This is a genomic window from Enterobacter sp. 04-C-12-SI-ECC (genome assembly GCF_047530715.1).
Lineage (GTDB): Bacteria > Pseudomonadota > Gammaproteobacteria > Enterobacterales > Enterobacteriaceae > Enterobacter > Enterobacter bugandensis.
This window is the reverse complement of record NZ_JBLKDI010000028.1, coordinates 1-21,570: the sequence shown is the minus strand read 5'-3', so window position 1 is coordinate 21,570 and position 21,570 is coordinate 1. Positions and strand designations below refer to the sequence as shown.

20 protein-coding genes and 1 pseudogene are annotated in these 21,570 nt (G+C 55.8%); 8 read left to right on the top strand and 13 right to left on the bottom strand.

What is annotated here, in order from left to right:
- Positions 1-105 precede the first annotated feature (105 nt).
- The 5 genes from traD to ACMWL8_RS23280 all read left to right on the top strand — a co-directional run bounded on the left by traD (position 106) and on the right by ACMWL8_RS23280 (position 12,306).
- Positions 106-2,706, top strand: coding sequence for a type IV conjugative transfer system coupling protein TraD (traD, locus tag ACMWL8_RS23300; RefSeq protein ID WP_032663650.1), 2,601 nt, complete (start codon positions 106-108; stop codon positions 2,704-2,706).
- Positions 2,703-8,204, top strand: coding sequence for a conjugative transfer relaxase/helicase TraI (gene traI, locus ACMWL8_RS23295; protein ID WP_241276710.1), 5,502 nt, complete (start codon positions 2,703-2,705; stop codon positions 8,202-8,204). Before traD ends, traI begins: the two co-directional genes overlap by 4 nt.
- 28 nt (positions 8,205-8,232) lie before the next feature.
- Entirely contained in the window at positions 8,233-9,021 is a 789-nt protein-coding gene (locus ACMWL8_RS23290) for a DsbA family protein (RefSeq protein ID WP_032663653.1), read from the top strand.
- Between the two features lie 579 nt (positions 9,022-9,600).
- Positions 9,601-10,614: a plasmid replication initiator RepA gene (gene repA, locus ACMWL8_RS23285; RefSeq protein ID WP_033488178.1), complete on the top strand. Its 1,014-nt coding sequence runs from the start codon at positions 9,601-9,603 to the stop codon at positions 10,612-10,614.
- An 888-nt stretch (positions 10,615-11,502) separates the two neighbouring features.
- Positions 11,503-12,306 (top strand): DUF4225 domain-containing protein, encoded by an 804-nt coding sequence (locus ACMWL8_RS23280; RefSeq protein ID WP_033488179.1) that lies wholly within the window; start codon positions 11,503-11,505, stop codon positions 12,304-12,306.
- On the opposite strand, the gene ACMWL8_RS23275 is transcribed toward ACMWL8_RS23280, so the two are convergent.
- The 6 genes from ACMWL8_RS23275 to ACMWL8_RS23250 all read right to left on the bottom strand — a co-directional run bounded on the left by ACMWL8_RS23275 (position 12,284) and on the right by ACMWL8_RS23250 (position 15,473).
- Positions 12,284-12,607 (bottom strand): hypothetical protein, encoded by a 324-nt coding sequence (locus ACMWL8_RS23275; RefSeq protein WP_029403831.1) that lies wholly within the window; start codon positions 12,605-12,607, stop codon positions 12,284-12,286. The genes ACMWL8_RS23280 and ACMWL8_RS23275 overlap by 23 nt on opposite strands.
- A 14-nt stretch (positions 12,608-12,621) precedes the next feature.
- A complete protein-coding gene (locus ACMWL8_RS23270) occupies positions 12,622-13,392 on the bottom strand; it encodes a TraX family protein (protein ID WP_029403832.1) in 771 nt (256 codons plus the stop codon).
- A 349-nt stretch (positions 13,393-13,741) separates the two neighbouring features.
- Positions 13,742-14,239: a hypothetical protein gene (locus ACMWL8_RS23265; RefSeq protein WP_033488180.1), complete on the bottom strand. Its 498-nt coding sequence runs from the start codon at positions 14,237-14,239 to the stop codon at positions 13,742-13,744.
- 12 nt (positions 14,240-14,251) lie between these two features.
- The gene (locus ACMWL8_RS23260; RefSeq protein WP_033488181.1) at positions 14,252-14,746 is read right to left on the bottom strand and encodes a thermonuclease family protein; all 495 of its coding nucleotides are present in this window, start codon (positions 14,744-14,746) and stop codon (positions 14,252-14,254) included.
- Between the two features lie 59 nt (positions 14,747-14,805).
- Positions 14,806-15,165, bottom strand: coding sequence for a helix-turn-helix domain-containing protein (locus ACMWL8_RS23255; protein ID WP_032663667.1), 360 nt, complete (start codon positions 15,163-15,165; stop codon positions 14,806-14,808).
- Positions 15,166-15,170: 5 nt separating this feature from the next.
- The gene (locus tag ACMWL8_RS23250) at positions 15,171-15,473 is read right to left on the bottom strand and encodes a type II toxin-antitoxin system HigB family toxin (RefSeq protein WP_029403837.1); all 303 of its coding nucleotides are present in this window, start codon (positions 15,471-15,473) and stop codon (positions 15,171-15,173) included.
- 204 nt (positions 15,474-15,677) lie between these two features.
- Between ACMWL8_RS23250 and ACMWL8_RS23245 the strand changes: the two genes are divergently transcribed.
- The gene (locus ACMWL8_RS23245) at positions 15,678-15,890 is read left to right on the top strand and encodes a hypothetical protein (protein WP_032663669.1); all 213 of its coding nucleotides are present in this window, start codon (positions 15,678-15,680) and stop codon (positions 15,888-15,890) included.
- Between the two features lie 242 nt (positions 15,891-16,132).
- Here ACMWL8_RS23245 and ACMWL8_RS23240 read toward each other — a convergent pair whose 3' ends face one another.
- The 4 genes from ACMWL8_RS23240 to ACMWL8_RS23225 form a co-directional block, all read right to left on the bottom strand.
- On the bottom strand, positions 16,133-16,624 hold the full coding sequence (locus tag ACMWL8_RS23240) for a DUF6884 domain-containing protein (RefSeq protein ID WP_050515910.1): 492 nt from the start codon (positions 16,622-16,624) through the stop codon (positions 16,133-16,135).
- Positions 16,624-16,818: a hypothetical protein gene (locus ACMWL8_RS23235; protein WP_123922236.1), complete on the bottom strand. Its 195-nt coding sequence runs from the start codon at positions 16,816-16,818 to the stop codon at positions 16,624-16,626. The genes ACMWL8_RS23240 and ACMWL8_RS23235 overlap by 1 nt, the downstream gene beginning before the upstream one ends.
- A 4-nt stretch (positions 16,819-16,822) precedes the next feature.
- Positions 16,823-17,713, bottom strand: a complete 891-nt coding sequence (locus ACMWL8_RS23230) for a hypothetical protein (protein ID WP_241276709.1) — start codon at positions 17,711-17,713, stop codon at positions 16,823-16,825.
- 353 nt (positions 17,714-18,066) lie between these two features.
- Positions 18,067-18,336 carry a hypothetical protein gene (locus tag ACMWL8_RS23225; protein ID WP_033488184.1) on the bottom strand — a complete coding sequence of 90 codons (270 nt, stop codon included), beginning with the start codon at positions 18,334-18,336 and terminating at the stop codon, positions 18,067-18,069.
- A 285-nt stretch (positions 18,337-18,621) separates the two neighbouring features.
- Here ACMWL8_RS23225 and ACMWL8_RS23220 point away from each other — a divergent pair, with 285 nt between their 5' ends.
- A complete protein-coding gene (locus tag ACMWL8_RS23220) occupies positions 18,622-18,954 on the top strand; it encodes an ArsR/SmtB family transcription factor (protein ID WP_001549890.1) in 333 nt (110 codons plus the stop codon).
- Between the two features lie 5 nt (positions 18,955-18,959).
- On the top strand, positions 18,960-19,673 hold the full coding sequence (arsH, locus tag ACMWL8_RS23215) for an arsenical resistance protein ArsH (RefSeq protein ID WP_025801347.1): 714 nt from the start codon (positions 18,960-18,962) through the stop codon (positions 19,671-19,673).
- A 57-nt stretch (positions 19,674-19,730) separates the two neighbouring features.
- Here the strand turns inward: arsH and ACMWL8_RS23210 are convergent.
- The 3 genes and pseudogenes from ACMWL8_RS23210 to ACMWL8_RS23200 form a co-directional block, all read right to left on the bottom strand.
- Positions 19,731-20,060, bottom strand: a pseudogene (locus ACMWL8_RS23210) (ArsC/Spx/MgsR family protein); the annotation flags it as partial.
- A 115-nt stretch (positions 20,061-20,175) separates the two neighbouring features.
- Positions 20,176-21,144, bottom strand: a complete 969-nt coding sequence (locus ACMWL8_RS23205) for an IS5 family transposase (protein WP_013815101.1) — start codon at positions 21,142-21,144, stop codon at positions 20,176-20,178.
- Between the two features lie 159 nt (positions 21,145-21,303).
- Complete coding sequence (locus ACMWL8_RS23200; RefSeq protein WP_308464179.1) at positions 21,304-21,492, bottom strand: hypothetical protein; 189 nt, start codon at positions 21,490-21,492, stop codon at positions 21,304-21,306.
- Positions 21,493-21,570 lie beyond the last annotated feature (78 nt).

The following is a 21,570-nucleotide window of genomic DNA, read 5'->3' as shown; positions in this document are numbered from 1 at the left end:
TTTTCCCACTCGCGGTACCACGTATTTCATCACCCTTTTCAACGTTTCTTCTCTGATAACACACATCACCGCGCAGGTGATGCGATAACGGCCGGACAACACTCTATGAGCTTCGCAGGAAAAAACCTCACCCAGGGCGGGCAGATGACCGCCTATCGCTGGCGCATGTTCATTCAGGTGAACAACTGGATAGGATTCTGGATCTTCATCCTGTTCGCCGTGCTGACTACCGCCATTTTTCTCTGGCGAATTCCACAGGAAGCCCTTGATAACGGCTCCCTGTGGTGGTTCGCCAGCATCAACAGCAGTTTTATCGAACTGATGCCGGCAACGGGGACGCCAAAAATTTACGACGTCCACTACTGGTATGCGCCAACGGCGACGATGATGGTGCTCAAAATGACCCTGCCGCAGATCTATGCGGACCCGTACATGCAGGCTATGGGTGACCAGTGCCTGACTGAGCTGCAGTGGGCGGCCTGTGCCAGCGGGCTGTTCAGTATGGTGGTGTTTATCGCCGTGACATGGTTTATCGCCAATATCGGTCGTAAGGAAAGTGAAGACGAATACATTTCCGGGATGCAGCTGACTGACAAGCCTGCCGAAGTTAATAAGCTGCTGCGTAAAAACGGTGAGTTCTCTGACCTGCGCGTGGGTGATCTGCATATGGTCAGGATGGCGGAGGTACTCAATTTCCTGATGCATGGCACTATCGGGGTGGGGAAGTCGACGCTAATACGCTGGTTACTCGACTACATCCGCAAACGTGGTGACCGGGCCATCATCTACGACTCCGGCTGTACCTTCACAGAAACCCATTACAACCCGTCCACCGATTTCATACTCTGTGCTCACGACGAACGCTGTGCCAACTGGCAGATGTGGGGCGAGTGTGTCGACGCCGTTGATTATGACAACCTGGCCGCCAGCCTTATTCCGGTGGAAGGCGACTCAGATCCGTTCTGGGTATCCAGCTCGCGAACCATCTATGCCGACCTGGCCATTCGTATGTCTACGGACCCGGAACGCAGTATTGAGAAGTTCCTCAAAACCCTGCTGTCTCTCAGCATGAAAAATCTGCGTGACTATCTGGCCAACACGCCCTCAGCCAACCTGGTTGAGGAGAAGATCGAGAAAACGGCCATTTCCATTCGCTCAGTGGTAACCAACTACGCCAAAGCCCTTCGCTACCTGCAGGGGCTGGATGACGGAACAAAGCCACCATTCACCATCAGAGAGTGGATGACGCAGGAACGCTATGACAGCAGCTGGCTGTTTATTTCAACCCAGGCTCGTCACCGCAAGAGTGTACGCCCGCTGATCTCACTGTGGGTATCTCTGGCCACGCTGATGCTGCAGAGCATGGGGGAGAACAGCGACCGCCGCGTATGGTTCATTATCGATGAAGCCCCCAGCCTGCAGCGCATCCCCGAGCTTGCCGAGACACTTGCTGAGGCGCGTAAGTTCGGCGGCTGTTTCGTGCTGGGGATGCAGAACATGGCCCAGCTGGTTCACGTCTATGGCCGCGAGCTGGCCAAAAGCATCTTTGACCTGATGAATACCCGTATGTACGGTCGTTCGCCGAGTGCCGAGATGGCCAAAGTGGTGGAAGAGGAGCTGGGCAACCAGCGTAAGCGCAAAATCCGCGAGCAGAACAGCTACGGTCTGGACCAGGTGCGTGACGGTGTGTCCCTCGGTAAGGACGAGGTCAATAACCCCATTGTCGACTACGAGCAGATCATGCGTCTGCCAAACCTCAACTTCTACGTGCGCCTCCCGGGTGAGTATCCGGTCGTCCGTCTGAAGCTGAAATATCGCGCCCCGAAGAAGCGGCAGGCAGGCCTGATCGAGCGCAACATCCGTGATGCGCTTAGTCCAGAGCTTGAGAGGGTTATTCAGGAGAACGAGCGCGCAGCGGCGGCTGCAGGTCTGACATTCCCGACCGGAGACGAAATGCTGGAGAAGGGAAGCGAGACATCATCTGCTGCTGACGGTTCTGCACCGGTTTCATCAGCAGGGGCAACCGGCTCGCCGGCGGCATCGCCCGTCGAAAAAGTGGCTCGTGCCCGAATGGAGGAACCGAATCCATCACGCAGCGCTGCACCTGAACGGCAGCCGGTACCAGCCAGGGAGCCCGTGACATCCCGAACAGCGCCAGTGGTCCCGGAAGTAGTGACTGAAAAACACAGCACGGTGACAGACCCTGTCACCGAAGACAAAAAAGACAACGTTGTTTCTCTTCGTATTGTCGGGCTGGCTAAACGTACCGCTGAAGCACCGGGCAAAGCACCGGTCGTGGCCGATGTATCTGGCAGCAAATCTCCTGCTGGCTCCGTACAACCGATGCCGGATGCTCTCAAAGCCCTGCGAAATCGTCAGCACATATCTGAACCGCCCGTCGCATCACCCCTGAGCATGCTGCACAGGGCGCGTCAGCGTCCTGCCACTTCAGAAGGCGATCAGCAGACCGAAGAAAGCGGTGGCGAATCAATGAATCTGGATATGAAGGTGACGGCACTGCCTGACGGCGGCCTGAGTATGACGACGGCAGGGAAGTCAGTGACACCGCAATCCCCGGATGAAGCCCACAGCACCCACCGGCAGCTGGCGAAGGAAGAAGAGAACATTTTACTTCACCGTCACGCGGACGATCCGGGTTACGACGAAAACGACCATCACTATTACGACAGAGAGCCTGAACTATGATGTCAGTCGCCCCTGTAGCGTCAGCCGGCGAGGCTGCAGGCTACTACAGCAATTCCGATAACTACTATTTTCTGGGCAGCCTGCAGAGCCTCTGGATGGGAGAGGGTGCAAAAGAGCTGGGCCTTGAGGGCAATGTCCGAGGCGATGACCTGACGGCCGTGCTCGAGGGACGTCTGCCGGACGGCTCACGGCTTGGCAAGGAGGTTAACGGACAGCACGTCCACCGCCCCGGTCATGACCTGACCTTTTCCGCCCCCAAGAGCGTGTCCATTCTGGCACTCATCGGCAACGATAAAGAAATGGTGGAAGCACATAACCATGCCGTCCGCGTTGCGGCCGGCTATGTCGAGAAACTCATCTCGGCCCGCGACACGAAAGACGGCGTTACGTCCATTGTGCACACCGGCAAGATGGTGGCGGCCGCATATACGCATGATACCTCGCGCAATCTCGACCCGCAGCTGCACACCCATCTCCTGATTGCCAACATGACGGAGTATGCGGGCAAATGGAAAGCCCTGGCCACGGACTATATCCATAACGCCGGCTTTATCGAAACCGTCATGAAGCATCAGGTCACGCTCGGGAAAATTTATCGCAGCGCGCTGCGTGAGCGGGTTGAAGCGCTCGGCCATGAAGTGGAAGAAGTAGGCAAGCATGGCATGTGGGAAATCAAGGGCGTTCCGGAAGAAGTCCGGGACGAATATTCCTCACGGGGCCGGGAAATTCAGGGGGCCGTGGGGGCTGAAGCCACGCTGCGCAGCCGGGATGTGGCGGCCAAAGACACCCGCAGAGCGAAAGTTGACCCTTCGCGGATGCGCCTGATGGAGCGCTGGCTGGGCCAGATGAAGGAGAAGGGATTTGATCTGAAGGCGTACCAGGAGAGCGTGGTGCCGCGTGATGCAGGTCTTCGTGAGACCGCGCCTCAGCCGGAGCGAGATCACCAGGCTAAGCCGGTTCCTGCCGGGCCTGAACAGGCTTCTCCGCAGACGTCGTCCACGGCAGAAAAGAGCGTCGACACACCTGCTCAACTCACAGAACGGGAGAGCCTGTCCCGTCAGCCAGTACCACAACAGACTGACACGCTGAGTCAGCCGGCACAGACCGTTCCCGAAAAGACGCCGGCGACCAGGAGCATTCCTGCAGCGCAGCTGGACACTGAAATACCCCGCCCGGAACTGACTGAGGCTGTCCGTATGGCCATCTCGCAGCTCAGCGACAGTAAAACGCGCTTCACCTTTGGCGAGCTGATGATGACCACCGCTGAGCTGAGCGAACGGCTGCCGGAGATTCAGGATATTCGTGTGGCCATCGATGCGGCGCTGAAGGACGGCATGATTGTGCCGCTGGACAGTGAGAAAGGGGTCTTCACCTCCCGTATTCACCTGCTCGATGAACTCTCGATCCAGGCGCTGAGTCAGGAGCATCTCAAATCCACAAAAGTCGTCAGTTTCACCCGCCCGGCGCAGTACGCGCCGGCTGCGCTGGAAGTGGTAGAGAAAGACGCCCTGGTTCTGATGAATGCCCCGTCAGGCGTGGCGGGCATCCGTGACCTGACCGCGCAGCTGGCCGGTATTGCCGGCGCGAACGGTCGTGACGTGCAGGTGCTGGCCAGCTCTGCCGAGCGCGCCATTTCACTGGCGAAATCCGACGATTTGCGGGAACGGATCATCAGCCGTCAGCATGTTCTGAGCGGTGATTTTCACCTGAAACCCCAGAGCACGCTGATTATCGAAGGAGCAGAGCGTCTGGGATTAAAGGAGACGCTGGTTCTGCTGGGCGAAGCGCGCGCGCAGGACGCACAGCTGGTCTTTCTCGACAGTGCCGGGCGGCAGGCGAACGGTAATGCCATGTCCGTACTGGAGTCCGCGGGGGTTGTCCGCTCCCGCCGCACTGAGCCGGCACCCGGGCTGGAGGCCGAAGTGATCAGTATTCCGAACAAACGCGACCGTTACGAGGCGCTGGCCAACCGGTTTGCAGAGCTGAGCGGAGGAACTGAAAACGTCACCGCCGTCGTGATCGGCCGGCGTGAACAGGCACAGCTGACGGGCCTGGTACGTGAGGCGCTGCAGAACGCAGGGCAGCTGGGCCGCGATGGCGTGGAGATAGAGGCCCGGCAGCCGGTCTGGCTCGACAGCAAAACGCGCCGCATGCCCGGTTCATACCGTCCCGGTATGGTGCTTGAAGATCGCACGGACGCAAAAGAGCGTAAGTCGTATGTGATTGATCGGGTGCATGAGGATACGCGAGTCCTCTCGCTCATCGACGGGGACGGCGTGCTGACCCGGATGAAAATCGGTGATATCAGCGCTGACTGGCGTCTTTTCAGCCGTGAAACCCTCAGCGTGGCCACCGGCGAAAAACTGCTGTCCGTGGCGGGCGACCGCGAGCACAGCCTGAAGGCCAAAGATCGTCTTGAGGTGACCGGGATAAGTGAAAAGGGGATTGAGGTTAAACGGGGGGAAGACACCCTGACGCTGCCAAAAGACCAGCCGCTCTATCTGTCACATGCTTACGTGACCGCGCCGGGCGGACGGGATAACGACACCGGCGTGGTGCTGGCCGCGCTGAACAGCCGCGACATATCGACCCAGACCATGAACTCGCTGGCACAGAGTGGCCACCGTGCGGAAGTGTTCACCGCCGAAGTGCAGGACCGGGCTGAAGCCCGGTTGCAGCGCATGAAGACAAATGCCTCTCCCGTGCAGCTGGTCAAAAACCTGAGCGGACACCAGGACGTCAGTCAGGCGGTGGATTCACTGCATGACAGCGTCCGGACGGACGCGGGACTTGCCGTCTGGCGTGCCATTAACGACCAGCGCACCGTGGTTATCAGCGAGCTGAAGCTCGCGACGGAAGCGCAGAAATATCATCCCGACCTTGAGGCCATCGGGAATGAAATTGGCGCGATGATCAAAAACGGCGAGCTGTTATCCGTATCTGCAGGGGGAGAGCCGGTACTGGTTTCCCGGTCCACCTGGGAGATGGAGAAAGCCATTCTGCGCGTGGTGGAGGAAGGAAAGGGCACGCAGCAGCCGTTGCTGGAACAGGTACCGGAGGCCGTGCTGAACGGCCTGACGGATGGCCAGAAAAAGGCGACCACCCTGGTGCTGGGTACCACGGACCAGTTTATCGGGATTCAGGGCTATGCCGGCGTGGGGAAAACCACGCAGCTGAAGGCGGTGATATCTGCACTGGAGACCTTACCGGCGGACGTTCGCCCGGTGATGACGGGGCTTGCTCCTACGCACCAGGCAGTGAAAGAGATGAGCGACGTCGGTGTACGGGCGCAGACAATCAAATCCTTTGTCGTTGAGCATGACCAGGCGACGGCCGCAGGCGGGAAGCCTGACTATAAAGGCCAGGTGTTTCTTATCGATGAGTCCTCAATGGCAGGCAACCAGGATACGGCGGCACTGTTCCAGGCCATTGCCAGCGGCGGCGGTCGCGCAGTCTCGATGGGGGATATCGACCAGTTTGAAGCGGTCGACGTGGGCGCGCCGTTTAAGCTGATGCAGGAGCGAAGCCCGATGGATGTGGCCATCATGAAGCAAATCGTCCGTCAGAAAGACCTGCAGCTGCGCGGTGCCGTTCACGACATCATTGATAACCGGATCGATGCGGCCCTGCAGCGTATTGAAACCCAGACGGCTGACCGCGTTGCGCGTAGCGCTTCAGCCGCGCTCCCGGAGAGTGCCATTCAGGAAACGGAGGCGCCCGTTAACGATATCGTGGAGGACTGGACGGACCGGACGCCGGAGGCCCGGTCCCGCACGCTCATCATTGCGCAGCTGAACGCCGACCGTAAGGCGATAAATGCCGGCATTCATGCCGTGCTTGCTGCGCGGGGGGAACTTGGAGAGAAGGCCATTAAGGTGCCCGTGCTCGATAAAATCACCCATACCCGCCATGAGTTCAACAAAACAGAGGCCTGGGAAGCCGGGATGGTGGTTAAACGCGGCGATCGCTACCAGGATGTGCTGGCCGTTGACCGTAACGGCAGCACGGTGACGGTACGTGATGAGGAAGGGAAGATTGGTCTGGTTTCACCGAAGGAGCTGATCACCGGTGACGTGCAGCTGTTTCGCCGCAGCGAGATGGAAGTCCGTTCCGGCGATCTGCTTAAGTTCACGGCGACCGATCGCGAACAGGGGCAGATGGCCAACCAGCGCTATACGGTGGAGTCGGTCAGCGAGGAGGGGAATATCCGTCTGAAGGGGGAGAACGGTCGCGTCACCATCAATCCGGAGAAGGTCCGGGCGCAGCAGCATCTCGACTACGGATGGGCCGTTACCGGCTACGGTGCACAGGGGGCAAGTAGCGATTATGTCATTGCGCTTGAGGGCACGAAAGACGGGCGTAAGGCGCTGGCTTCCCGTCGGGCCTTCTACATCTCAACTTCCCGCGTCAAGGAGCACGTCCAGATTTACACCGACAATAAAGCGGACTGGGTTAAGGCGATAAAAACGCCGGAGCGTGATATCAAAACGGCGCACGATGCGCTGGCGCCTGAAACGCAGCGTAAACAGGCGAAAGCCATCTGGGCAATGGGGCAGCCGGTGAAGAAAACGGCCATCGGTCGCGCCTGGGTGCGCCATCAGGGCATGCAGGATGCGTCACTGACGGCAAAAATCATCCCGGCCACCCGGCGTTTTCCTGAACCGGCGCTGGCGCTGCCGGTGTATGACAACAATGGCAGGAGTGCGGGTCTGGCCCTGGTTTCCCTGGTTGCCAGCCCGGAAGGACGGATGACGCAGGGTGAGACCCGGATGGTCATGACAGAACGTGCCCGTGGCGCCGTGCTGCAGCGGAGTCAGTCCGGAAACACGATTGTGGCCAGCGACCTGACGGCCGCACTCGAGGCAGTACGAAATCATCCAAAGGACGGCGTGGTCTGGCAGACGGGAAATGAGTCACTCTCGACACATCTGTTAAAAGTTAGTGGCGGAATTATCAGGGCAGAGGAAGAGGGACTCGCTCAGCACGTTATCGGCAAAGAAAGCGAAATTGTACTTCCGGCAAAAACCGTGCTGCACGAAGCCCTGGCGGAAACTGCTGATCTTAAGGCAGCGCTGGCACAGGAAGAAGAAAGACGACAGCAAGATGAACCAGGTATCAGTAAGGCATTGATACAGGAGAATGCGCCCAAAGATGAGCAGGAAAAATACTCGATTCCGGTTGAGGATACGGTGCGCATCAGGCCTGACATGATCGCTGACAATCAGAGCACAGAACCACATAAACCCGAACACTGGAAGGTGAAACAGATAGCGGACAGGGACAGTAGCATGGCGAAGGACGTGGGAAGAGTGGACGGTCGCGATAATGTAGCGGACAAATCCCTTTCTGACCGTGAGCAACATATGGCGTCACGTATGGGCAGACAGCTGGTCAACAGTGAGAGCGATATCGTCCGTCAGCCAGACAGTAGTGAGCGTGGAAGGATGCCGGAGCGCGAAGAACAGACACTCACCCGAACCATTCAGAAAGAACGTTAATCTCACTTTTAACCACGAGAATCAGACAATGAAAGCAAACAAATTAGCAGCATTTATAGTTACAACATACATTGGCTTTATTTCAACGGCACACGCTTCAGCCCCTCAGCCATTATTCAGCCCGGAGCAGGAGGCACGTATCGGCGAAATCGCTGCCGACTATCTGGTTTCTCACCCGGAGATTCTGGTGACGGTCAGTCATAAGCTGCAGGAACAGCAGGAGGCACGTAAGCAGAAGATGTTTGCACTCAGCGTAATGGAGAATCAGGCGAACCTTCTGCATGATCCGGACACACCGGCTTACGGGCCTGATAACGCAAAGGTCGCGGTGATTGAATTCTTTGATTACCAGTGCGTGTTCTGCAGCCGCTTCGCGCCGGAGCTGGAGAAGGTTATGAAAGCGCAGCCGGACGTCCGCTACCTCTTTAAGGAGTGGCCAATATTTGGTGGTCGTTGGGAAGCTTCACTGCAGGCAGCGCAGCAGGGGCTGACGGTCTGGCAAAAGAAAGGGCCGCAGGCCTATGTCACCTATCACAATGCCGTCTACGCCACCGGCCATAATGAAGGCAAGCTGACGGCGGAGGATATTCTCGCGGCAGCGTCAAAGGCAGGACTGGCTGCCCCAGCTCCTGGCGACCATACCGCATCCCTTGAGAAAAACAGTAACCTGGCAGAGGAACTGGGACTCACCGGAACGCCGGGGATCATCGTCATGCCCGTTAGCGGTGCGACTCCCGACACCATCACAGTTTTCCCGGAAGCCGTAACCGCTGAAAGACTCCAGGCAGCAATCCGGAAAGCCACCAGAGTGAAATGATCCTCAGCCCGAAGAACGTCTCCCGCCAGAGACTGTTTTTCATGTTCCGCGCGTAATTGCCATCTTCCCGTTCCGTTCTCCTGCGCTTCCTCGATCAGGCCTGCCGGCCTGATACTGCGGCGAGCGCTGCCGGTTATAGTCCCTTAAGGGCAATTAGCATGCAAACTATGGACGGTTATCTGGTCTAACATCTGGAAAAATTACTGACGAGAAGGTAGTATTCGGATCGTCAGCGATCGTCTTGTGGTGGGACAGATTGTTGATTCAGATTACTTTTGTGACCTAACTCAAACTGACGGTTTGACTGCTTTGTGGTGAGGCAGGCGGGTGGCAGAAGATGGTTTTACGGAAGAAATGCGGACTTCCGGAAACAAACAGGGACAGGACGTGTCCAGTAAAACGTTCAGGAGCAGGTAACGGGATTTCCCGGAGCCTGAATGCACAAACCCCCTGAAATCTGTATCCACTTTGGCGGGCGGTTCAGATTCAGGGGGTCCAAAAGCAGGCGCGTTGCCTGTGAAGGATTATAACGCATGCACCATAGAAAACAACACCCGGCCGCCATAAGAACAGGCCGCCGTGAATGACAATCAGATTTCTGTTCACTGGTCAGATCTACCGAAAGATGAGCTAACCCGTTTCTGGCAGGATGTCGATGCCGGCACTCAGGGTAATTTCCTCATTGCACCGATCAAAAAACTGACCCGCCGCAAACGCGGTGAGCATTCCACAAAAGCCAAATGTGAGAACCCGGCCTGGTATCGCCCGGAGCATTATAAAAAGCTCTCCGGACAGCTCGGTCATGCCTACAATCGCCTGGTAAAAAAAGACAAAGAAACCGGGCAGGTCAGCCTGCGCATGCATGTTTCGCGTCACCCTCTCTATGTCGCCGGCCGCCGTAAGGCGGGACGTAAATATGGCTTCCGTCCGGAACGTCAGCGCCTGCTCGATGCGCTCTGGCCAGTGCTCATCAGCTTCTGTGATGCCGGCAAGCATACCATTGGCATGTGTATCTCCCGTCTTGCAAAAGAACTCAGTGCAAAGGACGCAAAAGGCAATGTCATTCCGGAAACGGAGGTGACGGTGTCACGCCTTTCACGGCTTATTGAGGAACAGGTAAGGTTTGGCGTTCTTGGCCTTGCGGAAGAACGCACCTGGGATCGTGAATCCCGCTCCTGGCTGCCAACGTATGTCTATATCACCCCCGTGGGATTCCAGATGCTGGGCGTCGATATGGACAAGCTGTTTAAAGAGCAGGAGAAGAAGCTCCGTCAGAGCGCCGAGCGTGAGCAGCTGATCCGGGAAGGGGTGATGAGCGAACATGATGATGTTCAGCCCCACTCCGCGCGGAAATGCTGGTCTGACCGTAAGCGCCGGGAGGCACTCGTTTACCGCCGCAAAAAAGGCGCAGAGCGTAAACGTGCCAACAATCTGATTAAGCTGCCGGCAGATGAACGACTCCATGCAATGTCTGAATGGATTTACCGCACCCTGCCGCCTGACGAAGCGTACTGGTGCACATCTGAGCGCCTGAAGGCTCTGGCCATCCAGCATCTTTACCAGCTGGATCTGGCGCTTTCTCCACCGGACTAGTCACAGACGAAACAAATGTCTTTCTGTTTACAGGCCCCTCACCGGGGCTTTTCGTGCTGGTTTTTTTCGGCCATTATGCTCATTTTTTATCCTTCACTCCTTTCTTCTTCCGGTCACCATGACGTTCTGCCGGTCGTTATGGCCCGCAATGTCCACTGTCTCTTTTTTTTACACAGAAATCCGCAAACGAATAAGTGAAGTAACCCGGAAATGAATATAAGACATTCCGCAAAACAGTCTTACTTCACCTTTTTTATCTCTCTGTTCATTACATTCCAGAGTAGATCTTTGTCTTTGGCCACTCTGTGGATACCGTAAAATGCCTTCGCATGCAGCGGCCTCACGGCCGCGCGCTCAGAAGGAAATCAAAAGTTCCTCCCGTCGCAAGCGCCGGGCCCCGTTCTGGCCACAACCCGGCACCGCATACATATCTGACCCCTGCTAAACCGACGCCGCCCCGGCCCGCAGGGCCGGAACACCCTCGCTTTAAGAGGGATGTTGTAACTAGAAAAAAGAGCAGCTGCAGTTTGAGTCGCGGCAAGCCCGCTGTACACGCTCGTAAGCGCCTGACGGCGCTAACGCGGAGATACAGCCCGTCAGCGGCCTCTGGCCTCGACGTGCTCACTCCGACCGCGCACGTCACTACCAGGCGTGGCGGTTAACGGGTATGGCTTTGCAGGGTAAGGGATGGGACAGGCAGAACCTTTCAAACCGCAGCGGCTTACGCCGGTCACGGCGCCCGTCGACTTCCTCTCCCTGTCTGGCTTCAGCTGGCGCCTCCATGCCGCGATGCGGCATCAGTGAGTTCTGCAGGGCAGTGTGTCCTTTTTTGTTGTCAAAACTCGTATCGGGAATATGCTTTCAGAAACAGATAAGCGAGGCGATAAAATGGACACGTTGCTTTTACCCGGCCAGAATCCCCGTGCCTGGGCGGAAACCATGATCAACCTGGAGGCCAGAAAACTGGTTAACACGGCCAACACGGTGGCGGCCATGCATCTCCAGGATGGTTTTATCCGGATTCAGTTTGTGGATGAGATCAGGGCATTCATCATGGCCCAGTTTGAGGCCGCACGCCGGGCGAAAACGGATGATGACTGTATGGCCTGTTTGCGGGCCTTACGGGCTGAAAATACCAGCCTGCTGGAGCAGTCCCGTTCGCTCAAAACCGGCTATGCAAAACTCTATGCCGAGGTGAAGGTTGTCCGGGACGAGAACAAAATTGTGGGCTACATCATTTCAGCGGTCGACGTCGTGGTGGCCGGTGCGGCCATCTTTGGTGGGATCGTCATGATGTCCTCGATGACGCCGGTGGGCGTGGTGGCTGGTGCGGTGATAGTCGTAAATGGCTTTAACACGATTTCACGGGAAGCCGCGCACAATCTCCTCGGTGATAAACAGACGGAGGGGATATTTGCGGACGGATCGATGGAGTTCGCTGAATTTATGGGCTTCAGCCGGCAGCAGGGGCTGGGAACCTATAAGGCTGTCACACTCTTCAGCGAAGTGTACGGCGCTTATGGCCTGAGGCTGAAACCCGAAGCACAACGGCTGTGGTACTGGACCAGGCCCGATTTCTTCAGGAAAGTATCCGGCACGCCACGTCCCGCAATGGCGCTTAAAATTGCGGGATGGGGAGTTAAAGCCAAAGTGGCGCTTGATTTACTGACTATTGAGCCTTCCGGGAAATAGTCTTCTGCAGGCGGAATGCTTTCCAGCCCAGTACAGGTGGGAAGGTCACCCAGGCAATGATCAGGACGACAAGGGAACTCATGCCCCCGGAAAGAATGTGTGTCCGGCTGCCAGCAATGAGGGTGACCAGCATAACCAGAACCAGCGCGACAGTGATCCATACCGACACCCGGAAGCGCCGTGATAGCGCATCGATGAGATGCTGCATGGTGCCTCCGCCTGCTGCAAGCCGGCCCTGTAAATTGTCCACTTCGCTCTTGCTGAAACCTGCCTCAAGCAGCTCTTTCTCACTGATAGCCATCACGTCCTCCCTAATCAGGCGAAAGTATACTGTATCAGACCAATAATCCCCAGGTGACCGGCGTAAGCATAATAAAAGAAATTACGCGGCATGAAACGCCGGCGGCCGTCCGGACAGATTTGCCTGCAGAAGGAAACTACTGCCAGGGGGAATGCCAGAGTAGGCAGCGTGGCCAGTAATAATGTTTCTGCGGGCATATCCAGGAGATGCGATAACCCGTTTAAACAAATCAGTGACAGCACGGCAGTGATGGCCGCCAGCCGCTGCACTCCGGGTGTATAGCTGCCAGAAACCGTTGCCATACTGATAGCGAGCGTTATTCCTGCCAGCCCGTAGCTTGCCGGCTCCAGTGGCCAAATCATGAGGGCCAGGAGCAGATATCCGGCGAGCATTCCCTTCCGGCCGTGCCGGTACTGAAGGGCATGCAGCTGCGTGACGCCTGCAAACACGAACAGAATGTTCAGGGCCCACCAGGGCTGGTGATGCGAGAAGGCCAGGCTGAACACCGGCTGCGTGATGACTGCCCAGATCCACAGACGACTGGCTCTCTTCTGCAGTCGTTCCGGGGTGCGCTGTACGTTCATCGCCCATATAAGCGTAAACAGGGGGAAGGCCATCCGGCCAAGCGCATACATCACCGGCCAGGCTGGCGACAGAAACACCGTATTGGTGTGATCGATAATCATGGCCAGAAGCGCGAGAAGCTTGACCATATCGAGAGCAGCGGGACTGAGCTGGCTGGCGTTCCGGATAGCGGGAAGAACGTCGGGTACTGAACGATTCATGCTGTAGATTCCCCTGGCGACACGCGGTTAACAGCCAGCTCTGAACATAATGCCAGAATGCCCTGCCGGTATGCGTTGCGACCCTGATCTTAAGTTTCTCCAGAATCTTGCGCACCGCAAATTCTGATTTATCACGCAGCACGCGCATTGCGCCTGCCACATCCTTATTCTGAATACAAATACTTAAATTATGAAAATCGTTCACACCGCCCCCTTTCTTACACTCTTATTATCGGCCGCATGAATATTATATTTAGTGGAGTAGGAAATTTCCTAATAAATTTTTCATATTAGCGCATTAAAACTTAGTCAATTTATCGACTCATTTTAAGTAAGTTAAGACCGTTCATTAATTATCTGTATTGTTTGCTGAAGTCTTTGCTTTGACCAGAGCAAAATCTTCACGAATAGATTTTGCGGCAGGCTTCCACCCTTTAGCCCATTCCTCGCTCATACGACCTTCACTGACAATTTTCAGGGTGATGGCATAAGGGGTGCGCTGCAGCTTCTTCGACAGCCAGAGTATATGATCATCGATTCTGTCATCCGGAATATCAGCAATAATCGAATGAATAAGGTCCAGGTCCTCCGGTGCCCACGGTTTTCCAGAACGCGGAAACACTTCATCAGGAAGGCGTGGTTTTTTTTCCTTTTCTTCTTTTACCTGCTTTCTGGCTTCTTTTTCCGCAGTGATGAGGCGCTGCCGTTCTGTTAACCCACCCAGGGTTGCAACCGTCCTGACCATATTTTCGCGCTGCTCACGCGTAATATTTACTTCACCGCATATAATGGCATTTAACGTATCGACAAGAATTTCCAGTTTGCTTTCGGTTAATTTTAAAGTCATACAATAATTTCCTTAATTTTTATTCGTTTTTAGCTCTTCCTGATGCAGACTACGCCAGCGCCAGGGCTCTGTCTGACCCGGTTCTGACCAGAGTCCGACTGACTGACGGCGGGCTTCGGCCTCCAGAACAGCGTAGTCTGGCTGGACGGGTTTTCCGTGGTACCGGTATGCCCAGGCCATGCCTTTGCGTATCTGTTCGGCATTCACATCCGTCACGCCAAGCCACACGGTACCGAGCACACGTCCATAGCGATCCGTATCACTTCCGGTGACGGTTACATGCCGCTGGGCCACCATCGATGAGAGTTCCTGACGGGAACGCTGGCCGAAGGGCTGACTCTTTTCCGGCGCATCGATACCGGCCAGACGAATGCGCGTCAGTTGGTTTCCTGGCTCAAGCACCTCAACGGTATCCCCGTCCAGCACGCGCACAATCCGGCCGATGATATCTGCACTGGCCGAAAACGCCACAACGAACAAAACCAGCGAGCAGAACTTCCTTTTCATTATTCGTTATCCCCGGTTGTATACACTGCGGTTATTAAGCACGTAAATTTCAACTCGGCTTATCCTCCAACGAGGCTTTTTAAAGGAATACCGAACATTGAATGTAATTTCCTGATCATGGGCAGTGTCAGATTACGTTTACGGTTAAGCACTTCATAGACCCGGTTAGATTTTCCGATTGCCGGCTCAAGATCTTTTACCGTCAGCCCCTGCTGTTCCATCCTGAACTTAATAGCTTCAATCGGGTCCGGCGCTTCGACAGGAAAGTGTTTATTTTCGTATTCATTAATCAGCACACACATGATTTCAAAAAAGTCTCCCTCCGGGGTATCGGCAGGAGGTTCGTTATCAAACATAGGCTCTACGGCGCGTAACGCAGCTTCATAGTCCTGTTCAGTTTTAATTGGTTTAATCTGCATAGGGTTTACTCCAGGCTGACAGTCTCAGCATCTATTTTGTCATATTCTTTATGCGTACCAATGAATTTTATAAACATCCATCCTCGCTGGTATGCAATCGCAACAATTAACCGATAGTCATTTCCCTTAATATTAAAAACCACTCGCCTGTTTTTAAGAATACTGGCACTACGGTACTGTTCTTTGATTTCGGCCGGGGTTTTCCATTCAGCTTTACTGGCCTCATCTACCCAGGCTTTTAGCGGCTGCTCTGCATCGGGATTCGCCGTCCAGAAATCCCTCAGTGTCTTGATAGCGATTATCTTCATGTCATAATGGTAGTCCCATTTTAGGACTATCTCAAGTTTTTTGTCCCATTATGGGACTTTTATTTTTCTGAGGAGACATACCAGGGGTCAGGGCCGGCTATGCTTGCACTGAGTGATTTGATATTTTTTGTTGTCTGCCAGCAGTCGTGACATGACCCTAAGGTACACAAGGCTCAGGATACCCCTGGGCCACAAGAGGTATCTATGATGAATTATCAGATGACGCTGAACGAACTCGTTACCACCACAGAACAGGCCAGAGCGAACTACCGCCGTCATGGTACCGATACATCCAAAATGTTCTATGAAGTTTGGTATGTACTGCTGGGAAGGGAGGCTTTCGACCAACAGACGCTGACGCTCAGGTGTCCGCTTGCACTGGAAGAAATGTACCGCCTGGCAATTGACGCGCCGTAGAACTATTCAGTTGCAGTCAGAGCCGCGAAAGCGGCTCTTGAAGATACTTACCTGAACTGCTTTTCTGATGTGCTGATCCCCTCAGCCAATGAGCTCCAGGGCATAATTGAAATTGAGGCCTGTCATATTGGTATTGAGGGCCTTCATCATGTCTGCACTCGTATACTTGACATTGCCCTTCAGGCTTCCCTGATAGCCTTTTGACGTGACCACTGCCAGTTGTTCCGGATTGCAGAGGGCTTTCATGCCTGCGAGCAGGTCTGACTCAACGGCACGCAGATAAGCGGGGAGGCCGCCACCACAAACCGATCGTCAGGCCTTGCCTGCATCAGCGCCTTCAGGGAGGTACACCGTCGTTCCGAAGGTGGACGCGTTGTCAGCCTTTCCCAGTAAGTGCGATGGCAGAACGGCATCGTGGAGAACGTCGCTTCATACGGGACCACGGGATCAGAGACATGAAGTAGCCCCAGGCCTGCGGATAAAATCCACATCTCAGCACCACTACGCGCTGCAGCTGCAGCTGCCCTGCTCCAGTGCTGGCCTGTATATAGCTCGCCGGCGGTCATGGGGGGCGATCCGCGACGGGCCTGCGCCAGTCTTTCCATCCAGAGCCTGTAAGCTCTCTCCACGTCACGTTCATCCGGGAAGACCGCATCACCTGCAGCCACAGTTTTGCGGCGCGTGCAGGTGACGATGAGATGGACGTCAGGTCGCGTTTTATAACAGACAGACATTATTTTCGAACCGGTTTACGAAGCTTCTGAAGGAGTAAAATTTCCCTGTCATCCAGCTCATCCCCATGTTTCAGCTTTTTAAATATAATTTTGTATCTCTTCGCTCTTCTCCATGTATGAATACTGACCAGCATTGCGGTTAATGCAATTATCATGGCAATAATTGATACATAAATAGATGTATTTTCTGGCAATTTTCTATTCCTCATGCGGACGAGGGAATGAAGACGTACCGGCCACTGCTCCGGCGTCGTTCCACACAATCACCCTGGCCAGATGGTCCGCCACCTCCTGCCCCGTGTAACCGGCCAGGAACGCCAGAGCCCTGGAGCCTGCGTCACGGGACTGCGGACTCCGGAACCCGAATGCGTCCGTCATCAGGAGCCACTGCAGACGTTCCGTCCAGCGCTCGCCGGGTTTGCGGACCGGCGAAAACACAATCTCCGTCAGCTGCCCGCGGTTGCAGTACAGCTGTCGCTGTTCCAGTTCATCCAGAAGGCTGTTCAGCTCGCGCCGGTCAGCTTCTTCCTGACTCATCTGCGGCCAGCGGATGCGGTGCAGCTGCAGCTCCTGCGCCTGGTCGCCCGTGAACCCTGCGCGGGCCAGCAGGTCAGCCAGCGCGGCCTGCGAGTCATCCTCACAGCCGGCCGCCGTGAGCGGGAACGCCTCCGGGCTTTCGCGCAGAACGTGCAGCAGGCGCGCAGGTGCCGCTTGCATCTGCAGGGACGCTTCAGGCCTGACCACGGCCAGGCGAATATCCTCAGTCAGCCCGGTGATCCCCAGGGCCTGCAGCGCGGTGTCCAGCTGGCGGTACCAGGTGCCGGTCAGGTCCGCCGGCGCGGTTCCGTCCGGTGAACCTTCCTCCGGCGCGGCGCTCTCATTGATCTGCACCCGGAACGCAATCCCCGCTTCATGGCAGGCCTGCAGCCAGGCGGCGACCTGCAGGGGATCGCCTTCGAGGCGCGTCACCTGCCCGGCCACGCTCCACAGCTGCAGGCAGGTGGTACCGTCAAGACGGATAACGTAGTCGCCCCGGCACGCCAGGTGCCATAAACCCTCGAGCGCCACCGGGCGGTCGTCAGCTTTCACTGTCTGGCTGTGCGGGACCAGGGGCAGAACCCGGACCGCCGTTGCGCGCTGCTCCGCCAGGACACGCGCCTGTTCGTCAGCGAGAAGCGGGGCGGCCAGCGCCCGGCCGGCGTCCGTCAGCTCAACGGCCAGTTGCATGTTCGGGGCGCGCAGGGTGCGCAGCCAGCCCGCGGCTTCCATGCGCCGGCAGGAGGCGCGGAGGTTAGTCCCGTACACCGGGGCGTCCCCGCCCTGCTCCAGCACCCGCTCAATATCCCGCGTGGCCACCGGTCCCGGACTTTTCGCACCGAGGGCGGCCAGCACAATCAGTACCCGCCGCTGCAGCGGTGAAGGGCGGCGCATCCGGAGCTCTGTCATAACGAGTTGTTTCCTGCGGGGCGCAATCCGAGCAGGCGCTGCAGCCGTCTCCCGTCCTCAGATATCCTGTTCCTTTGGGCAGCATCTTTGGCTTCATAAAAGTTGATCGCCAAATTATTCCAGAAGGTCTGCACTCCGGATGCCTGCTCCCACCGGTTAAGAAGAGTGGCGGTGTCCTGGTTCTTCAGCAGTCTTGTTATCTCTTCCTCCGCAGCCGAGGTCATCTGCTCATAGCTGAGTGGAAACGTCACTTCTTTCTCATCCATCCTGCACGCTCCGTCAGATAAGGGGTCTGAGGTCCAACCATGCGAAAAACCACGTTAAGAAAGCAACCTTCTGAAAAGGCGACGTTTATCAGTTTTTTTTCCGGCCATAAAGGGGGCGGAAATTATTCCCTGCACGGGTATTCGCAAGGATTTCGGTAGTGCTCTGGCTCTGCCCCCCATAACCTGGCGGACAGAGCATGATTGGGAAAGCGGTACCCTCACGGCAGAAACGATTGACGCAGGCTATATTTCTATTATTCTGGAAATATAGATAAAGGAGGTATTATGGATTTAAACACTGCTGCAAACGCACTTCGAGAACTGGGCCACCCGACACGTCTCAGCATATACCGGGAGCTGGTCAGGGCGGGTCATGAAGGCCTGCCGGTTGGCGAACTGCAGAAGCACCTTGAGATTCCTGCCTCCACGCTCAGCCATCATCTTTCAGCGCTGATATCCGCTGGACTCATAAGCCAGGAACGGCAGAGTCGTACCCTGTTCTGCAGGCCCTGCTATGCGCAGCTTGAGCAATTGATGGCCTTTCTGACAGAAGAATGCTGCGCAGGCGGCAGCTGCAGTCTGTCACCCGCAAAGACTCCCGAAGAGACCCCATTGTGAACAACCTGACTGATGCCCTGAAAAATATCGATCCGGCCCTCCTGGACGCGCCGCTGACGGAAGATAAGCTGAAGGCCAGAGAGATAACGCATCCGCCCCGCATCCTGATGCTCTACGGCTCGCTGCGGGCGCGCTCTTACAGCCGGCTGACAACGGAAGAAGGTGCCCGGCTGCTGACGGCCATGGGCGCGGAGGTGAAAATTTTCAACCCGTCCGGCCTGCCACTGCCCGATGATGCGCCGGAGACGCACCCGAAAGTGGCTGAGCTGCGGGAGCTGGTTCTCTGGTCGGAAGGCATGGTCTGGTGCTCTCCGGAGCGTCACGGGGCCATGACCGGCATCATGAAGGCCCAGATTGACTGGATACCGCTGACGTCAGGCGCGGTCCGCCCGTCACAGGGAAAAACCCTGGCCGTCATGCAGGTCAGCGGCGGCTCACAGTCGTTCAACGCTGTAAATCAGATGCGTATTCTTGGACGCTGGATGCGGATGATCACCATCCCGAATCAGTCATCCGTGGCAAAAGCCTGGGCCGAGTTTGATGAGGATGGCCGCATGAAGCCTTCTTCGTATTATGACCGCATAGTGGACGTCATGGAGGAACTGATGAAGTTCACCCTGCTGACGCGCGGTCGCAGTGATTATCTCACCGACCGCTACAGCGAAAGGAAAGAGAGTGCCGCGCAGCTTTCTGAGCGGGTCAACCAGCGCAGCATATAAAAAAGCCGGCAGATGCCGGCTTTTTCCACACTGTTATGCCCGCAGCCTGGTAAAAAATCAGTGGCTGACGCGGTTCCCGTGCTCATCAATGACGGCTTCGCCGTCCTCTTTGGTAAACGCGCCCTGCTGCGGGTCCGGCAGTATGTCCAGAACCACTTCGGAGGGACGGCACAGCTTCGTGCCGAGCGGTGTCACTACCACCGGGCGATTAATGAGGATCGGATGAGCCAGCATGGCATCGAGCAGTTCGTCATTGCTGAAGCGGTCTTCTGCCAGGCCGAGCTGTTCGTACGGTTCGGTATTTTTGCGCAGCAGGTCGCGCACGCCGATGCCCATATCCGCAATCAGCTTCTTCAGCTCATCGCGTGACGGCGGCGTTTCCAGATAGGGGTTTGAGGGCCAATGGAACGAAAACGTACGCTAAGAAGTTAATTCATTGTTTAAATTGAAATGTTGAATAAATCAGATTTCGGGTAAGTCTCCCCCGTAGCGGGTTGTGTTTTCAGGTAATACGCACGCTTTCAGGCATACCTGCTTTCGTCATTTTGTTCAGCGCTCGTACCAGGGCCATAGCCTCCGCAACCTGACCATCGTAGTCACGCAGCGTCAGTGAACCCCCGAACAGCTGTTTTACCCGGTACATCGCCGTTTCCGCTATCGAGCGACGGTTGTAATCTGTTGTCCATTTCCACCGCGCATTACTCCCGGTCATTCGCTGATTAGCCACTGCACGGTTACGGTCTGCATATTCACCGGGCCAGTAACCCGCACCTTTTCGGGGTGGGATAAGCGCGCTGATTTTCTTACGCCGCAGTTCATCGTGACAGAGCCGGGTGTCGTAAGCGCCGTCTGCCGATGCTGCCCTGATTTTTCTGTGAGTCTGCCGGATAAGACCCGGGAAGGCTTCTGAGTCCGTCACATTGTTCAGCGACAGGTCAGCGCAGATGATTTCATGTGTTTTACTGTCAACGGCGAGATGCAGCTTACGCCAGATACGGCGGCGTTCCTGGCCATGCTTTTTGACTTTCCACTCGCCTTCACCGAAGACCTTCAGCCCGGTGGAATCAATCACCAGATGCGCGATTTCACCCCGGGTGAACGTTTTGAAACTGACATTAACCGACTTTGCGCGCTTGCTGACACTGGTGTAATCCGGGCAGCGCAACGGAACATTCATCAGTGTAAAAATGGAATCAATAAAACCCTGTGCAGCCCGCAGGGTCAACCTGAACACGCGTTTAATGACCAGCACAGTCGTGATGGCAAGATCAGAATAGCGCTGAGGTCTGCCTCGTGAAGAAGGTGTTGCTGACTCATACCAGGCCTGAATAGCTTCATCATCCAGCCAGAAAGTTATGGAGCCACGGTTGATGAGGGCTTTATTGTAGGTGGGCCAGTTGGTGATTTTGAACTTTTGCTTTGCCACGGAACGGTCTGCGTTGTCGGGAAGATACGTGATCTGATCCTTCAACTCAGCAAAAGTTCGATTTATTCAACAAAGCCCCTGAAAAACTACTTACTTTGTTGAAGCGCTGCCAGTTCATTTTCCCCATCTCTTAACGGGTGAGAGTCCATTGGCCTGAAATAGGCACAGCCCGCAGAGGCAGTATCGGCAGAAACGGATTTTTATTTAGTGCCAGCTTTCTGTTTTGCTAAGGAAGGTGCGAATAAGCAGGTCATTTCTTCCCAAGCTGACTCGCTGATTAAAATTTCGCGGATCTGGGCCGATTTTTTTCCCGCAAACACATCGAATCAACCTATTTAGGCTATTTTTTCGGCACTGTTGCAAAGTTAGCGATGAGGCAGCCTTTTGTCTTATTCAAAGGCCTTACATTTCAAAAACTCTGCTTACCAGGCGCATTTCGCCCAGGGGATCACCATAATAAAATGCTGAGGC

Bases quoted from the DNA above. Each gene is read 5' to 3' on its own strand.
- traD (WP_032663650.1), top strand. From the start codon at position 106: ATGAGCTTCGCAGGAAAAAACCTCACCCAGGGCGGGCAGATGACCGCC.
- traI (WP_241276710.1), top strand. From the start codon at position 2,703: ATGATGTCAGTCGCCCCTGTAGCGTCAGCCGGCGAGGCTGCAGGCTAC.
- ACMWL8_RS23290 (WP_032663653.1), top strand. From the start codon at position 8,233: ATGAAAGCAAACAAATTAGCAGCATTTATAGTTACAACATACATTGGC.
- ACMWL8_RS23280 (WP_033488179.1), top strand. From the start codon at position 11,503: ATGGACACGTTGCTTTTACCCGGCCAGAATCCCCGTGCCTGGGCGGAA.
- ACMWL8_RS23275 (WP_029403831.1), bottom strand. From the start codon at position 12,607: ATGGCTATCAGTGAGAAAGAGCTGCTTGAGGCAGGTTTCAGCAAGAGC.
- ACMWL8_RS23270 (WP_029403832.1), bottom strand. From the start codon at position 13,392: ATGAATCGTTCAGTACCCGACGTTCTTCCCGCTATCCGGAACGCCAGC.
- ACMWL8_RS23265 (WP_033488180.1), bottom strand. From the start codon at position 14,239: ATGACTTTAAAATTAACCGAAAGCAAACTGGAAATTCTTGTCGATACG.
- ACMWL8_RS23260 (WP_033488181.1), bottom strand. From the start codon at position 14,746: ATGAAAAGGAAGTTCTGCTCGCTGGTTTTGTTCGTTGTGGCGTTTTCG.
- ACMWL8_RS23255 (WP_032663667.1), bottom strand. From the start codon at position 15,165: ATGCAGATTAAACCAATTAAAACTGAACAGGACTATGAAGCTGCGTTA.
- ACMWL8_RS23250 (WP_029403837.1), bottom strand. From the start codon at position 15,473: ATGAAGATAATCGCTATCAAGACACTGAGGGATTTCTGGACGGCGAAT.
- ACMWL8_RS23245 (WP_032663669.1), top strand. From the start codon at position 15,678: ATGATGAATTATCAGATGACGCTGAACGAACTCGTTACCACCACAGAA.
- ACMWL8_RS23240 (WP_050515910.1), bottom strand. From the start codon at position 16,624: ATGTCTGTCTGTTATAAAACGCGACCTGACGTCCATCTCATCGTCACC.
- ACMWL8_RS23225 (WP_033488184.1), bottom strand. From the start codon at position 18,336: ATGGATGAGAAAGAAGTGACGTTTCCACTCAGCTATGAGCAGATGACC.
- ACMWL8_RS23220 (WP_001549890.1), top strand. From the start codon at position 18,622: ATGGATTTAAACACTGCTGCAAACGCACTTCGAGAACTGGGCCACCCG.